The following is a 13,352-nucleotide window of genomic DNA, read 5'->3' on the forward strand; positions in this document are numbered from 1 at the left end:
GGGGAGTCTTACTACATGAATCCGATGAACTGGCTGGTCGTCCAGCCCGAAATCGTGCTGCTGGTGATGGCCTGCGTGGTCGCGCTGGCGGACCTGTTCGTCAAGGACGAACAACGCCGTCCGACCTTCTGGCTGGCGCAACTGTCGCTGGCGGTGGTGGCCTTCATCCAGGTCGACCAGCTCCAGGCCATGATGCATGCCGAGGAGCTCAAGACCGGGCTCACCAGCATGTACGGCATGCAGCAGATGGTCGTGGCCGACCCCATGGGCCGGCTGCTGGCCGTGTGCGCCACGCTGACGCTGATGGCCACTCTGGCCTACGCGCAGCCCTACATCGGCGCGCGCGAAATGCTCAAGGGCGAGTTCTTCTCGCTGTCCATGCTGTCGCTGCTGGGCGTGCTGGTCATGCTCTCGGCCAACAACTTCCTGGTGGTGTACCTGGGCCTGGAGCTGATGACGCTGTCGCTGTACGCCCTCGTGGCGCTGCGGCGTGACCATGCCGTCTCCACCGAGGCGGCCATGAAGTACTTCGTCCTGGGCGCGCTGGCCAGCGGCTTCCTGCTGTACGGCATGTCCATGATGTACGGCGCCACCGGCACGCTGGAAATCGGCGGTGTCTTCGACGTCATCCAGGCGGGCCGCGCCAACCGCGACGTGCTGACCTTCGGCCTGGTGTTCATCGTCGCCGGCCTGGCGTTCAAGCTCGGCGTGGTGCCCTTCCACATGTGGGTGCCTGACGTGTACCAGGGCGCTCCGACGGCCGTGACGCTGCTCATCGCCGGCGCGCCCAAGCTGGCGGCCTTCGGCATCACCATCCGGCTGCTGCACGAAGGCATGAACGGCCTGGCCCGCGACTGGCAGCAGATGCTGATCGTCCTGGCCGTGGCCTCGCTGGTGATCGGCAACCTGGCCGCCATCGCGCAGACCAATCTGAAGCGCCTGCTGGCCTATTCGACCATCGCGCAACTGGGCTTCATGCTGCTGGGCCTGACGCCCACGGTCGTCGGTGGCAACACCGTCTCCGCGGCCAACGGCTACAGCTCCGCGCTGTTCTACCTGATCACCTACGTGCTCACCACGCTGGCGAGCTTCGGCCTCATCATGCTGCTGGCACGCCAGGGCTTCGAAGCCGAGGAGATCAAGGACCTCGCGGGCCTGGGCAAGCGCAGCCCCTGGATGGCCGGCGTCATGCTGATCGTCATGTTCTCGCTGGCCGGCATCCCGCCGACGGTGGGCTTCTACGCCAAGCTGGCCGTGCTGCAGTCGCTGATCACGACCAACGACCCGGCCTACATCACGCTGGCCGTGGTGGCGGTGGTGCTGTCGCTGATCGGCGCCTTCTACTACCTGCGCGTCGTCAAGGTCATGTACTTCGACGAGCCCACCGAGAGCGTGCAGATCGTCGGCCCCGCCGGTGCCCGCGCCTTGTTGGCCATCAACGGCGCCGCCGTGCTGGCCCTGGGCCTGCTGCCCAGCGGTTTGATGGGCCTGTGCCGCGACGCCATCGTCAAGGCACTGGCCACCTGAGCTTGAGGCTGTCATGAGCCACGGCGCCGAAGTAGGTCTGGTGCTGCTGGCCGCCGTGGTCAGCGCCAACCTGCCGTTCCTCACCGAGCGGCTGTTCCTGGTGGGGCCGCGGCGTGCTCCCAAGGCCTTTGGGTGGCGCTTGCTGGAGCTGTTGCTCCTGGCGCTGCTCACGCTTGGGCTGGGCCGCCTGCTGGAGGCCCGCATCGGCCAGATCTACCCGCAGGGCTGGGAGTTCTACGCCGCGCTGGGCTGCCTGTTCCTGACGCTGGCTTTCCCGGGCTTCGTCTGGCGTTACCTGAGGCGGCATCACCATGGCTGAAGACGATCACCTGCGCGAACACCGGCTCCATTCGGAGCGGGTGTTCGAGGGCAACTTCCTGAAGGTTCAGCGCGACCAGGTGCGGCTGCCCGGCGGGCACGAAACGGGTCGCGAATACATCTGCCATCCCGGCGCCTCCGTGGTGGTGCCCATCCTGGACGACGGGCGCCTGGTGTTGGAGCGCCAGTTCCGCTACCCGCTGCAGCGAGTGATCCTGGAATTCCCGGCCGGCAAGATCGACCCGGGCGAGCCGCCGCTGCACACCGCCGTGCGCGAGCTCACCGAGGAAACCGGCTACTGCGCCGACGAATGGGCCTACGCCGGCCCCATACACAACGCCGCCGCGTATTCCGACGAAGTCATCCACCTTTTCTTTGCCCGCGGCCTGCACGAGGGCGACGCGTCCCTGGACCACGGCGAGCATCTCGACGTCGTTTTGATGACCGAGGACGAGCTCGATGCCCTGGCCGCCCGCGGCGAGCTGAGCGACGCCAAGACGCTTATTGGCCTGCTCTGGCTCAACAAGTTGCGGCAAAAGTTGTGGTCACTGGACTGGCAACCCGCTCCCAAGCTGTCCGACGACGATAATTCCGCGCATGAAGGTGCTTGATCTGCGCTGCGAACACAGCCATGGCTTTGAAGGCTGGTTTGGTTCGGAAGACGATTTCGCCAGCCAGCACGAGCGCGGCCTGGTGGAATGCCCGCTGTGCGGCAGCAAGCAGGTGAGCCGGCTGCCCAGCGCGCCGCGGCTCAACCTCTCCAACGCGCGCGAGCCCGCACCGCAGCAGCCCAAGCCGCCGGCGGAAAGCCCGGCGCTCACGCCGGAAGCCAAGCAACTCCAGGCCTTGTGGGTGCAAGCCGTTCGCCACGTCATGGCCAATACCGAGGACGTGGGCGAGCGCTTCGCTGACGAGGCCCGCCGCATGCACTACGGCGACGCGCCCAACCGCGGCATCCGCGGCCAAGCCAGCGCCGACCAGGCTGCGGAGCTGGCCGAGGAGGGCATTGACGTGCTGCCGCTGCCCATCCCCAAGGCGCTCAAGGAGCCGCTGCAGTAATCGGCGGCGTGGCCCAAGGGGCGGGCTCCAATTGCAAACCCGGCTCTTGGCCGGGTTTGGTGTTTTTGGGGCCGTTGCCGCTCAGAGCACGCGGCCCGGGTTGAGCAGGCCTTGGGGGTCGAGTGCCTGCTTGATCGCTTTCATCAAGGCCAGCGCGGTGGGCGATTTGCGTTGCTCCATCTCCTCGCGTTTGAGCGAGCCTATGCCGTGCTCGGCGGAAAAACTGCCGTCGAAGGCCTGCACGGCGTCGAACACGACCTTGTTCACGCCCGGCTCGTGGTCGCGCAGGAAGGCTGCCCCGTCGCCGCCTTGCGGCACCTGCACGTTGTAGTGAAGGTTGCCGTCGCCCAAATGGCCGAAGTTGACGATGCGCACGCCAGGGTAGGCCGACTGCAGCGCCGCGTCGGCCTGCGTGCAGAAGGCGGGGATGCTGGAGACGGGCAGCGAGATGTCGTGCTTGATGTTCAAGCCCTCCTGCGCCTGCGCCAGCGAAATGGACTCGCGCACATGCCACATCGCCTTGGACTGCGACTGGTTTTGCGCCACGGCGGCGTCCTCGATCAGCCCGTCCTCCAGCGCGGCGGCCAGCAGGGCCTCGAAGCGCTCCTGCGCGTGCGCCTCGCTTTCCTCGTCGCTTTGCTCCAGCAGCACCGTCCAGGCGGCGCCGGGCAGGGGTCGCGGCAACTCGGGGAAGTGGCGCGCCACCAGGTCCAGCGCGAAGCGGCCCATCACCTCGAAGCCCGTGAGGCCCGCGCCCAGCTTGTGGCGGGCTGACTTGAGCAGCGCCACCGCCAGCTCCATGGAGGCGCAGGAGGCCATGGCCGTGGTGCGTGCGGCGGGCTGCGGAAACAGCTTCACCGTGGCAGCGGTGATGACGCCCAAGGTGCCCTCGCTGCCGATGAACAGGTCGCGCAGGTCGTAGCCCGTGTTGTCCTTGCGCAGGCCGCTGAGGCCGTCCCAGATGTCGCCTTGCGCCGTGACCACTTCCAGCCCAAGGCACAGCTCGCGCGCATTGCCGTAGCGCAGCACCTGCGTGCCGCCGGCATTGGTGGCAAGGTTGCCGCCAATGGTGGCGCTGCCCTCGGCAGCCAGGCTCAGCGGGAACAGCAGGCCTTGCGCCGCGGCGGCCTCCTGCACCGCCTGCAGCACGCAGCCGGCGTCCACCGTCATCGTGAGATTGGCCGTGTCCAGCAAGCGCACGCGGTGCATGCGGCGCAGGCTCAGCAGCAATTGGCGGCCGGTGGCGTCGGGCACGCTGCCCACCACCAGGCCGGTGTTGCCGCCCTGGGGAACCACCGTCACGCCATGTTGGGCGCACAGGCGCAGCACGGTGGCGACCTGGGCCGTGTCGGCCGGGCGGGCCACGGCCAGCGCCTTGCCGCGCGCGCGCTTGCGCCAGTCTTGCTCATAAGCTGAAAGGTCGCCCTCGCACAGCACGTGGTCCGCGCCCAGGGCAGCGCGCAGGGCATCCAGAAATTCCACGCTCATGACGACTTTCCTTCAGTGGCGGGAGCGTTCTTCAGGCGCCAACGCACGTGGACGGCGCACGAGATGAACAACAGCAGGCACAGCAAGACCTCGATCAGCGCCAGCCACGCGCCCGGAGGCGGCTCGCTGGTGGCGCGCACCACGCCTTCCGCGAAATAGATCCACACCAGCAGGCTCACCCAGCGGTAGGTGTACATGCGCCGCTTGAGCAGTCCGGCCAGGGGAATGGTCAGCGGCAGCACTTTGAGTGCCAGCGTGCCGCGACCCGTGGGCGCGAGCCACAGCTCCCAGGCCAGGCCCAGCGCGATGAGGCCGAGCAGGCAGGCCACGGCCAGGTTGCGCGTGTTGCGCACCACGGGTGGCAACGTGTTGAAGTCAGATTCAATCGACATGTTTGGCATCATAGTGTTGATGAAACACCCCTCCGCCCGCTGGCGCGGCCGGTGCCTGGCGGCGTGGCAAACGCTGCTGCATTGGCCGTGGCGCGACACTTTCCTGACCTTGCGGCAGCGCTTTCGCGAAGACAAGCTCAGCCTGACCGCCAGCAGCCTCACCTTCACCACGCTGCTGGCGCTGGTGCCGCTGACGACCATGGCCTTCGCGCTGTTCTCGGCCTTTCCCGTGTTCGGTGCCTTCCAGGCTGCCGTGGAAAAGTATTTCTTGCAGGCCTTGGTGCCGGAGACGATCTCGCGCCAAGTGTTGTCGCAGCTCACGCAGTTCGCCATGAAGGCCCGGCGCCTGAGCGGCGTGGGCCTGGTGCTGCTGGGTGTCACGGCCATCACGACCATGCTCACCATAGACCGCGCGCTCAATGCCATTTGGGCCGTGCGCCGCCCGCGCCCAATCGGCCAGCGCGTGCTGGTCTATTGGGCCGCCATCACACTTGGGCCGCTGGTGCTGGGCGTGAGCCTGTCCGTCACGTCCTACGCGCTGTCCGCCTCTCAAGGCTGGGTGCACGCGCCCCCGTGGGGCGTGAGCCTGCTGCTCAACGCCGTGGAGTTCGGCCTGCTGGTCACGGCCATGGCCGCGCTGTTCCATTACGTGCCCAATACCCTGGTGCGCTGGCGGCATGCCTTTGCCGGGGGGCTGTTCGTCGCGCTCGGCTTTGAGCTGGCCAAGGACCTCATCGGCTGGTACTTCAGCAAGGTGCCGACCTTCTCGGCCGTCTACGGTGCCTTTGCCACCGTGCCCATCCTGCTGGTCTGGGTCTATGCCGGCTGGTCCATCGTCCTGATCGGGGCCGTGATCGCCGCCAGCGCGCAAAGCCTCGCGCAGCGCACGGCACGGCTGCCCAGCGGCGTCGGCCAGCCCTTTGCGCTGGCGCTGGGCCTGCTGCGCGAGTTGGTGGCTGCCCAACGCGAAGGCCATCCCGGGCGCTCGCAGCCGGCGCTGGCGCAGGCGCTGGGCGTGGACCCGCTGCGCCTGGAGCCGGTGCTCGACACGCTGGCGGAACTGGATTGGATAGGCCGCCTGGAGGAGGGCGGCGCGCAGCGCATGGTGCTGTTGTGCGACCCCGGCCGCACGCCGGCCGCGCCGCTCATCGACCGGCTGCTGCTGGAGCCCTGTACCGAGGCGCAGGCTTTCAGGATGCACGCCGGCGTGGAAGCGATGTCGCTGGAAGAGCTGCTGCGCTGAACGCCCGCGCCGCGGCAACGCGGCTCGCGCTTCCTCTGCTGCGCGCCAGCCGCCAAGCGATTACGGTGTGCGCGATGCGCGGCCACCGCGGCCGCGAAGGAGCGCAGTCCATGAACGCCAGCGAGGAATTCAATGCCTTCATCGCCCGCGAGCTGCAAGGCTTGCAAAGCGCGGGCTTGTTCAAGCAGGAGCGGGTGATTGCCGGCGCGCAGGGGCCGCGCGTGCGCCTGGCCGACGGGCGCGAAGTGCTCAACTTCTGCGCCAACAACTACCTGGGCTTGAGCGCCCACCCGGCCGTCGTCCGCGCCGCGCAGCAGGCCATGGACACGCACGGCTACGGCATGAGCTCGGTGCGCTTCATCTGCGGCACGCAAGACCAGCACAAGACGCTGGAGGCGCGGCTGTCGCGCTTCCTGGGCATGGAAGACACCATCCTCTACGCGGCGGCCTTCGACGCCAACGGCGGGCTGTTCGAGCCGCTGTTCACGCAAGAGGACGCCATCGTCAGCGACGCCCTCAACCACGCCTCCGTCATAGACGGCATACGCCTGTGCAAGGCGCGCCGCTACCGCTACGCGCACGACGACATGGCCGACCTGGAGCGCTGCCTGCGCCAGGCGCGCGAGGACGGCGCCCGCTTCGTGCTCGCCTTCACCGACGGCGTGTTCTCGATGGACGGCAGCGTCGCGCAGCTCCACCGCATGCGCGAGCTGTGCGATGCCCATGGCGCACTGCTGGGCGTGGACGACAGCCACGCCACCGGCTTCGTCGGCCCAAGCGGCCGCGGCACGCACGAGTTGCGCGGGCTGCTGGTGGACGGCGTGGCGCGGGTGGACCTGATCACCGGCACCCTGGGCAAGGCGCTGGGCGGGGCGTCGGGCGGTTTCACCAGCGGCCGCCGCGAGGTCGTCGAGCTGCTGCGGCAGCGTTCGCGCCCCTACCTGTTCTCCAACTCGCTCGCCCCGGCCATCGTGGGCGCGTCGCTGGCCGTGCTGGAGCTGCTGGAGCAGGGCGGCGGGCCGCGCGAAAAGCTCATGGACAACGCGCGCTGGTTCCGCGAGGCCATGGCGCGCTGCCGCTTCGACCTCAAGCCGGGCAGCCACCCCATCGTCCCCATCATGGTCTACGACGCACCCAAGGCACAGGCGCTGGCCGCGCGCATGCTGGAGCTGGGCGTGTACGTGGTCGGCTTCTTCCACCCCGTGGTGCCGCAGGGACAGGCGCGCATACGCGTGCAGCTCAGCGCCGCGCACGAGCGCGCCGACTTGGAGCAGGCCGTCGCGGCCTTCCGGCAGGCCGGACGCGAGCTTGGGCTGGTGGCATGAGCGCAGCCATGAAAGTTCTCGTCATAGGCGCCAACGGGCAGATAGGCAGCGAGCTGGTCGAGGCGCTCGTGCAGGCCCATGGGCGGCAGGCGGTGGTGTCGTCCGACCTCGCGCCCGCCGGCCGCGTCCACGGCGTGGCGCACGAGGTGCTGGACGTCACCGATGCCGCTGCGCTGGCCGAGGTGGCGCGCCGCCATGGCGTCACGCAGGTCTACCTGCTGGCCGCGGCGCTTTCGGCGCGCGGCGAGCAGCACCCGACCTGGGCCTGGGACCTCAACATGAAAAGCCTGCTCAACGTGCTGGAGTTGGCGCGCACGCTGCCGCTGCAGCGCGTGTTCTGGCCCAGCTCCATCGCCGCCTTCGGCGCCTCCACCCCCAAGCACCTCACGCCGCAGCACACGGTCATGGAGCCGGACACCGTCTACGGCATCTCCAAGCTGGCCGGGGAGGGCTGGTGCGCGTGGTACCACCGCCGCCATGGCGTGGACGTGCGTTGCCTGCGCTTTCCCGGCCTCATCAGTTGGAAAACACCGCCCGGCGGCGGCACCACCGACTACGCCGTGGAAATCTTCCATGCCGCCCTGGCCGACAAGCACTACATCTGCTTCCTGCGCGAGGACCAGGCGCTGCCCATGATGTACATGGCCGACGCCCTGCGCGCGACGCTGGAGCTCATGGCCGCACCGGCCTCCAGCATTCGCGAGCGGCGCGCCTACAACCTGGCCGGCATGAGCTTCACGCCGCGCGACATCGCCGACGAGATCGCGCGCCACCTGCCCGGCTTCACGCTGCGCTGCGAGCCGGACTTCCGGCAGTCCATTGCCGAGGGCTGGCCCGCGTCCATTGACGACTCGGCCGCCCGCGCCGACTGGGGCTGGCGCCCGCGCTACGACCTGTCTGCCCTGGTAAGTGAGATGTTGCGCGCGCTGCGACCAGCGTGACGGCACATAAGGGATTGCGCGATGGCCTGTGATATGTTGTCCACAGTCTGTTTTTTCTTTGCTATTTGGGGATATTCATGAAGGTCAGCGACATCCTTCGCGTCAAGGGCAATGCCCTCTTCACCGTCTCGCCTGACGCCACCCTGGCGCAGGCGCTGCAAACCATGGCCGAGCACGACATCGGCTCGCTGGTGGTGATGAGCTATGGCGATGTCGTGGGCATGCTGACCTTCCGCGAGGCCATCCAGGCCGTGGTGCGCACCAAGGGCAAGCTCGAAGACGCCACCGTGCGCAGCGTGATGGACGACTGCCCGCTGACCTGCACGCCCGCCACGCCCATAGACGAAGTGCGCCGCATGATGCTGCAGCGCCACGCCCGCTACATGCCCATCCTGGACCACCGCACCCTCATGGGCGTGATCTCCTTCTACGACGTGGCCAAGGCCGTGGTGGACAGCCAGGACTTCGAAAACCGCATGCTCAAGGCCTACATCCGCGACTGGCCGGCCGAGGAAGAGGGCGTGGCCGAAGCCGCGCCGCAGCAGCCTGCAGCCTGATTCCATCGGCCCGGCTGTCACAATGCAGGGTCCGCGCGAGCGGGCCCTTTTTCTTTGGCTCTCTTTTCGCAGCAGCGCACCAGCATGTCCGGCAGCACCCTTGGCGAACTCTTCCGCGTCACGAACTTCGGCGAAAGCCATGGCCCGGCCATCGGCTGCGTGATCGATGGCTGCCCGCCCGGCCTGGCACTCAGCGAGGCCGACATCCAGGCCGAGCTCGACCGCCGCCGCCCCGGCACCTCACGCCACGTCACCCAGCGCAACGAGCCGGACGCCGTCGAAATCCTCTCCGGCCTGTACGAGGGCCAGACCACCGGTGCGCCCATCTGCCTGCTCATACGCAACACCGACCAGCGCAGCAAGGACTACGGCAACCTGCTCGACACCTTCCGCCCCGGCCACGCTGACTACAGCTACTGGCGCAAGTACGGCGTGCGCGACCCGCGCGGCGGCGGCCGCTCCTCGGCGCGGCTGACCGCACCCACGGTTGCCGCCGGCGCCGTGGCCAAGAAGTGGCTGCAGCAGAAGTACGGCATGCGCTTCATCGGCTGGATGTCGGCGCTGGGTGCCACCGACATCCCGTTCGAGGGCTTCGAGCACATCCCCAACAACCCCTTCTTCGCGCCCAACGCCAGCATCGTCGCGCAGCTCGAAGAGCAGATGGACCAGCTTCGCCGCGACGGCGACTCCATAGGCGCGCGCATCAGCGTCATCGCGCAGGGCGTGCCCGCGGGCCTGGGCGAGCCGCTGTACGACCGGCTCGATGCCGACATCGCCCACGCCATGATGGGCCTCAACGCCGTCAAGGGTGTGGAGATCGGCGACGGTTTCGCCAGCGTCGCGCAGCGCGGTTCCGAGCATGGCGACGAACTCACCCCCGAGGGCTTCCTCAGCAACCACGCCGGCGGCGTGTTGGGCGGCGTGAGCACGGGGCAGGACCTCGTGGTCTCCATCGCCATCAAGCCCACCAGCTCCATACGCACGCCGCGCGCGTCCATAGACCGCGCCGGCAACCCCTCCACGGTGCAGACCTTCGGCCGCCACGACCCCTGCGTCGGCATACGCGCCACGCCCATTGCCGAGGCGCTGCTGGCGCTGGTGGTCATGGACCACGTGCTGCGCCACCGCGCGCAGTGCGGCGACGTGGTGCTGCCCATTGCGCCCATCCCGGCCGCCGCACCGCGCTGAGGCCCCGGCCGCCGCCTCCGACCAGCCCCCCAAGAAAAAAACCGGCCGCAGGGCCGGTTTTTCATTGGGAGGACGAATCCGCCGCCGCGTCAGTGCGGCTTGGGCTGGCCGCCGTTGAGCAGCGAGCGGCTGGCGTCGGCGAAGCGGCCGGACCAGTTGAACCAGTCACCCCAGGGGCTGCCTGACATCTGGCTGGTCATTTGGTTGGCCATTTGGCTGGCCATTTGCGCCGCCTGCCGCGCGGCCTCCTGCGCGGGCCACACCAGCGGGCTGGCGGCCATTGGGCTGAGCACGTGCTCCACCTCGGCCTGGAACATGTCGGAGTCGCCGCCGAAGTAGGTCTGCAGCCGGCACCAGTTCAGCGCCGATTCCCAGCACGCGCTTTGCAGCCGCACCAGGCCGTTGCCGGTGGCCTGCCAGACCTGCAGCAGTTGATGGGTGCCCAGCTCGGTGAGGCGGTGGCAAAAGCGCATCACGGCGTCGAAGTCCGCATGCGCCAGGGCGGCCTGCACCGTGGCCAGCTCGTTGAGGTTGCGGGCGTTGTGCAACTGGCCTTCCAGTTGCTCCAGGCGCTGTTGGATCTGCCGGCTGAGCTCGGCCTGCGCCTGGCCCAACTGCTGCGCGCCGCTGAGCACCGCATGGAGCGTCGAAAAGTGCCACCGCAACTGTTCGCGCATGGTGCTCTCGCCCCAGCCGTTGATCACCTCGTCCAGCGTGGTGGCCGCGCCGGTGCCGGCGGCATGGGGCTCGTTGGCCGAAGCCGGGCGGTCGAGCACCGGCACACCCAACGCGGCATGCGGGGCGCGGGCCTGGCGGATGGTGGCGTCGGCGGCCTGGGCCACGGCCGAGCGTGGACTGCGTTGAGACGGGGAGCGTTGCGGGGAAGTCGACACGTGGTTCACTCCTTCGGCCGCGCCTGGCGCGGACCGGGTTGGGCCTGGCTTGGACCCTTGGGCAACAGGGAGCCCGCAACATAAAGGGCCCGGCCGTTGCCAACAACCCAGGTTTTCCAGTCGTGACGGCGGACGTAACCGCATTCCTGCGCAGGCCGCCCGTGCCCGTTACACCGCGCTTTCAGGTGCTGCCGCGGACCACCAGCGTGCAGCCCACGTCCACCGCGGCGCGCGGCACCTCCTGGCCCTGCATGAGGCGCAGCAGCATGGCCGCGGCCTGCTGGCCGATCTCCACGCGCGGCGTGTGCACGGTGGTCAGCGGCGGCAGCATCTGGTCGCTGCCGGCCAAGTCATTGAAGCCGGCCACGGCCACGCGTTGCGGCACGGACACACCCAGGCGCAGCGCGGCCAGCAGCGCGCCTTGGGCCAGGTCGTCGTTGCAGCAGAAGAGGGCATCGGCGTCGCCGTGCTCGCCCAGTGCCCGCTCGAAAAGCGCCGCCCCCAGCGCCATGGAGGAGCGGCGCGGATCCAGCAACTCCAGCGCTTCGTCGTACAGCCCCGCGCCGCGCAGCGCGTCGCGGTAGCCCTGCAGCCGCTGCAGCGTGCGCGGGTCCAGTTGCGCGGCCAGGAACATCACGCGCCGCCGCCCGCGCTCCACCAGGTGGCGCGTCATGGCGTAGCCGGCCGCCGCCTGCGAGAAGCCCACGCTGAACACGCCCGGCGCCTCGGCCGTTTCCATCATGTGCACGCAGGGCACGCCGCTGGCCTCGATCAGCTTGCGGCTGCCCTCCGTGCGGTCGAAGCCCGTGAGCAGCAGACCGGCCGGGCGGTGCGCCATGTAGCCGCGCAGCAACTGTTCCTCCTCGGCGGGGTCGTAGTGCGTCATGCCGATGAGCGTCTGGTAGCCCGCGGGCAGCAGCGTGGCGTGCACGGCTTCCAGCAGGTCCACGAAGAGGGCATTGCTCAGCATGGGCACCAGCACCACCACCTGCGAGCTGCGCGCGGAGGCCAGCGCCCGTGCCGCGGGGTCGGGCACGTACCCCAAGCGCTCGGCCGCCTCGCGCACCCGCTCCACCAGCGCCGGGTCCACGCTGCGCTGGCCACGCAGCGCACGCGAGGCGGTGATGGGGCTCACGCCCGCGGCGGCGGACACCTCGTCCAGCGTGATGCGGCCCGTGGCGCGGCGTCTGAGCTTGTTCATGTCGGTGTTTACCCCTGGGCTTTGTTATAGTCGCGCATCTTTCGGGATAGCGCTATCCGAAGTTGCGAGCACGATTCATGCACCGTGTCCAAATTATCGGCGCCGAGGTGGACAGGTTTCTGTCCGGGGAGCGGGTTGTGAAACCTGATTTCTTGATTTCTTGAAGACAGCGCTGTCCCAATTCATTGAAGTGTTCAGCCTCCAGGCGCTCAGCGCAAGCGAGTTGCACGAATTCAATCGTGGTCATGGGCGTGGGCCGGCTGCGCCTGGACGTGCGCGCCATCGGCGGCGCGGCGCTGGTCGCAACCTGACCAACTCCAAGCGCCCGGTGACTGGAGCTGTGGGCCGAGACCCAGGCCCAGCTCGGCAAGCTGCGCGGCGGTCAGTAAAAAGTGCAGGCATCCGGGGTGTCAGCACCCCGGCCGGCCGCGTGTTTGCGGGGGTGGACGCAAGTTTCTAGGTGGAAACCCTTGCTTTCTTAAAAACTTGCATGGGGCTGTCATCCGGTCCTCAGATTGCTGCGTTGTTGCTGCACCGTCCTCGTGGACGCATTGACGTAGCAACCATGACGAAGCACGCCGCCCAACACCGTCCCGCTGATCGCAAGCCTGCTGATCCGCTGTTCGAAGGCACCGACAGCGCCGACAAGGGCCGCAAGTTCGAGCCTTTCTACATTGCACCGCTGGGACATGACCGGCGCGTCGGCGGCCGCGCCCGCCGCTTTGACCAGAAGCGTTAACCCCTTGTCACCGTTGGCCGCACGCAAGCGGCCGACGGCCTGAGCCAGCTCAAGGCGCTCCTCATAGCGCCGCGCGAAGCTGGTCTCCAGCCGGTGCATCTGCAGGCCGCCATCGCGGCCCGCACCGGGGTAGGAGACAAAGCATGCACACCGCGCACACCCCCGAAGGTTTCCATCCGCTGGACCCCGGCCGCGTCAACACCATGGACCCGGTCGAGCTGCGCTACTGGAGCCAGGAATTGAGCTGCAGCGAAGACGAGCTGCGCGAGCTCGTTGCCCGCGTCGGTGACCACGTCGCCGAGGTGCGCGCCGCGCTGGAGCAGCGCCTGCCGCGGCATTGAGTGCGCGGCGGCGCCGGCCACGTGCATGACACCTGGTGAACGATCAGGTGCCTGTGCCGCCGGCTTTCCGCGCGGGCTTCAGCTTGGGCCGCGCGTCCTGCTGGCCGGCAGGCTTGAATTCGAAATGGATTGCCGAACGC

15 protein-coding genes are annotated in these 13,352 nt (G+C 68.5%); 10 read left to right on the plus strand and 5 right to left on the minus strand.

Annotated elements, in window-relative coordinates; genetic code table 11:
* Positions 1 to 15: 15 nt before the first annotated feature.
* From nuoN to SM757_RS08785, 4 genes are read left to right on the plus strand one after another with little or no spacing between them, the layout of a single operon-like run.
* Positions 16 to 1,527: an NADH-quinone oxidoreductase subunit NuoN gene (nuoN, locus tag SM757_RS08770; RefSeq protein WP_066333314.1), complete on the plus strand. Its 1,512-nt coding sequence runs from the start codon at positions 16 to 18 to the stop codon at positions 1,525 to 1,527.
* 13 nt (positions 1,528 to 1,540) lie between these two features.
* Positions 1,541 to 1,846 (plus strand): DUF2818 family protein, encoded by a 306-nt coding sequence (locus tag SM757_RS08775; protein WP_066333311.1) that lies wholly within the window; start codon positions 1,541 to 1,543, stop codon positions 1,844 to 1,846.
* On the plus strand, positions 1,839 to 2,456 hold the full coding sequence (locus SM757_RS08780) for an NUDIX domain-containing protein (RefSeq protein ID WP_066333309.1): 618 nt from the start codon (positions 1,839 to 1,841) through the stop codon (positions 2,454 to 2,456). Before SM757_RS08775 ends, SM757_RS08780 begins: the two co-directional genes overlap by 8 nt.
* Entirely contained in the window at positions 2,443 to 2,904 is a 462-nt protein-coding gene (locus tag SM757_RS08785; protein ID WP_066333306.1) for a DUF1178 family protein, read from the plus strand. The genes SM757_RS08780 and SM757_RS08785 overlap by 14 nt, the downstream gene beginning before the upstream one ends.
* A gap of 81 nt (positions 2,905 to 2,985) precedes the next feature.
* Here the strand turns inward: SM757_RS08785 and SM757_RS08790 are convergent, their stop codons facing one another.
* A complete protein-coding gene (locus SM757_RS08790) occupies positions 2,986 to 4,392 on the minus strand; it encodes an FAD-binding oxidoreductase (protein ID WP_322465136.1) in 1,407 nt (468 codons plus the stop codon).
* Positions 4,389 to 4,784 (minus strand): DUF2069 domain-containing protein, encoded by a 396-nt coding sequence (locus tag SM757_RS08795; protein WP_066333296.1) that lies wholly within the window; start codon positions 4,782 to 4,784, stop codon positions 4,389 to 4,391. Before SM757_RS08795 ends, SM757_RS08790 begins: the two co-directional genes overlap by 4 nt.
* A gap of 19 nt (positions 4,785 to 4,803) precedes the next feature.
* Between SM757_RS08795 and SM757_RS08800 the strand changes: the two genes are divergently transcribed.
* The 5 genes from SM757_RS08800 to aroC all read left to right on the plus strand — a co-directional run bounded on the left by SM757_RS08800 (position 4,804) and on the right by aroC (position 10,038).
* A complete protein-coding gene (locus SM757_RS08800; protein WP_066333495.1) occupies positions 4,804 to 6,027 on the plus strand; it encodes a YihY family inner membrane protein in 1,224 nt (407 codons plus the stop codon).
* A 110-nt stretch (positions 6,028 to 6,137) separates the two neighbouring features.
* Entirely contained in the window at positions 6,138 to 7,352 is a 1,215-nt protein-coding gene (kbl, locus tag SM757_RS08805; protein WP_322465137.1) for a glycine C-acetyltransferase, read from the plus strand.
* An 8-nt stretch (positions 7,353 to 7,360) separates the two neighbouring features.
* Positions 7,361 to 8,293 (plus strand): NAD-dependent epimerase/dehydratase family protein, encoded by a 933-nt coding sequence (locus SM757_RS08810; protein ID WP_407655744.1) that lies wholly within the window; start codon positions 7,361 to 7,363, stop codon positions 8,291 to 8,293.
* A 77-nt stretch (positions 8,294 to 8,370) separates the two neighbouring features.
* Positions 8,371 to 8,850: a CBS domain-containing protein gene (locus SM757_RS08815; RefSeq protein ID WP_066333289.1), complete on the plus strand. Its 480-nt coding sequence runs from the start codon at positions 8,371 to 8,373 to the stop codon at positions 8,848 to 8,850.
* 84 nt (positions 8,851 to 8,934) lie between these two features.
* Entirely contained in the window at positions 8,935 to 10,038 is a 1,104-nt protein-coding gene (gene aroC, locus SM757_RS08820; protein WP_066333493.1) for a chorismate synthase, read from the plus strand.
* Between the two features lie 89 nt (positions 10,039 to 10,127).
* Here aroC and SM757_RS08825 read toward each other — a convergent pair whose 3' ends face one another.
* The 3 genes from SM757_RS08825 to SM757_RS08835 all read right to left on the minus strand — a co-directional run bounded on the left by SM757_RS08825 (position 10,128) and on the right by SM757_RS08835 (position 12,970).
* Positions 10,128 to 10,931, minus strand: coding sequence for a hypothetical protein (locus tag SM757_RS08825; RefSeq protein ID WP_322465139.1), 804 nt, complete (start codon positions 10,929 to 10,931; stop codon positions 10,128 to 10,130).
* Positions 10,932 to 11,112: 181 nt separating this feature from the next.
* Positions 11,113 to 12,132 carry an HTH-type transcriptional regulator GntR gene (gene gntR / locus SM757_RS08830; protein ID WP_322465140.1) on the minus strand — a complete coding sequence of 340 codons (1,020 nt, stop codon included), beginning with the start codon at positions 12,130 to 12,132 and terminating at the stop codon, positions 11,113 to 11,115.
* 499 nt (positions 12,133 to 12,631) lie between these two features.
* Positions 12,632 to 12,970: a hypothetical protein gene (locus SM757_RS08835; protein WP_157118784.1), complete on the minus strand. Its 339-nt coding sequence runs from the start codon at positions 12,968 to 12,970 to the stop codon at positions 12,632 to 12,634.
* A gap of 44 nt (positions 12,971 to 13,014) precedes the next feature.
* Here SM757_RS08835 and SM757_RS08840 point away from each other — a divergent pair, with 44 nt between their 5' ends.
* Positions 13,015 to 13,212, plus strand: a complete 198-nt coding sequence (locus tag SM757_RS08840; RefSeq protein ID WP_322465141.1) for a DUF3606 domain-containing protein — start codon at positions 13,015 to 13,017, stop codon at positions 13,210 to 13,212.
* Positions 13,213 to 13,352 lie beyond the last annotated feature (140 nt).

It is taken from the genome of Azohydromonas lata, assembly GCF_034427735.1.
Taxonomy (GTDB): domain Bacteria; phylum Pseudomonadota; class Gammaproteobacteria; order Burkholderiales; family Burkholderiaceae_C; genus Azohydromonas; species Azohydromonas lata.

Coding starts and splice junctions, on each gene's coding strand:
- nuoN (WP_066333314.1), top strand. CDS start 16: ATGAATCCGATGAACTGGCTGGTCGTCCAGCCCGAAATCGTGCTGCTG.
- SM757_RS08840 (WP_322465141.1), top strand. CDS start 13,015: ATGCACACCGCGCACACCCCCGAAGGTTTCCATCCGCTGGACCCCGGC.
- kbl (WP_322465137.1), top strand. CDS start 6,138: ATGAACGCCAGCGAGGAATTCAATGCCTTCATCGCCCGCGAGCTGCAA.
- SM757_RS08795 (WP_066333296.1), bottom strand. CDS start 4,784: ATGTCGATTGAATCTGACTTCAACACGTTGCCACCCGTGGTGCGCAAC.
- SM757_RS08835 (WP_157118784.1), bottom strand. CDS start 12,970: ATGCACCGGCTGGAGACCAGCTTCGCGCGGCGCTATGAGGAGCGCCTT.
- SM757_RS08810 (WP_407655744.1), top strand. CDS start 7,361: ATGAAAGTTCTCGTCATAGGCGCCAACGGGCAGATAGGCAGCGAGCTG.
- gntR (WP_322465140.1), bottom strand. CDS start 12,132: ATGAACAAGCTCAGACGCCGCGCCACGGGCCGCATCACGCTGGACGAG.
- SM757_RS08790 (WP_322465136.1), bottom strand. CDS start 4,392: ATGAGCGTGGAATTTCTGGATGCCCTGCGCGCTGCCCTGGGCGCGGAC.
- SM757_RS08775 (WP_066333311.1), top strand. CDS start 1,541: ATGAGCCACGGCGCCGAAGTAGGTCTGGTGCTGCTGGCCGCCGTGGTC.
- SM757_RS08785 (WP_066333306.1), top strand. CDS start 2,443: ATGAAGGTGCTTGATCTGCGCTGCGAACACAGCCATGGCTTTGAAGGC.
- aroC (WP_066333493.1), top strand. CDS start 8,935: ATGTCCGGCAGCACCCTTGGCGAACTCTTCCGCGTCACGAACTTCGGC.
- SM757_RS08800 (WP_066333495.1), top strand. CDS start 4,804: ATGAAACACCCCTCCGCCCGCTGGCGCGGCCGGTGCCTGGCGGCGTGG.
- SM757_RS08815 (WP_066333289.1), top strand. CDS start 8,371: ATGAAGGTCAGCGACATCCTTCGCGTCAAGGGCAATGCCCTCTTCACC.
- SM757_RS08780 (WP_066333309.1), top strand. CDS start 1,839: ATGGCTGAAGACGATCACCTGCGCGAACACCGGCTCCATTCGGAGCGG.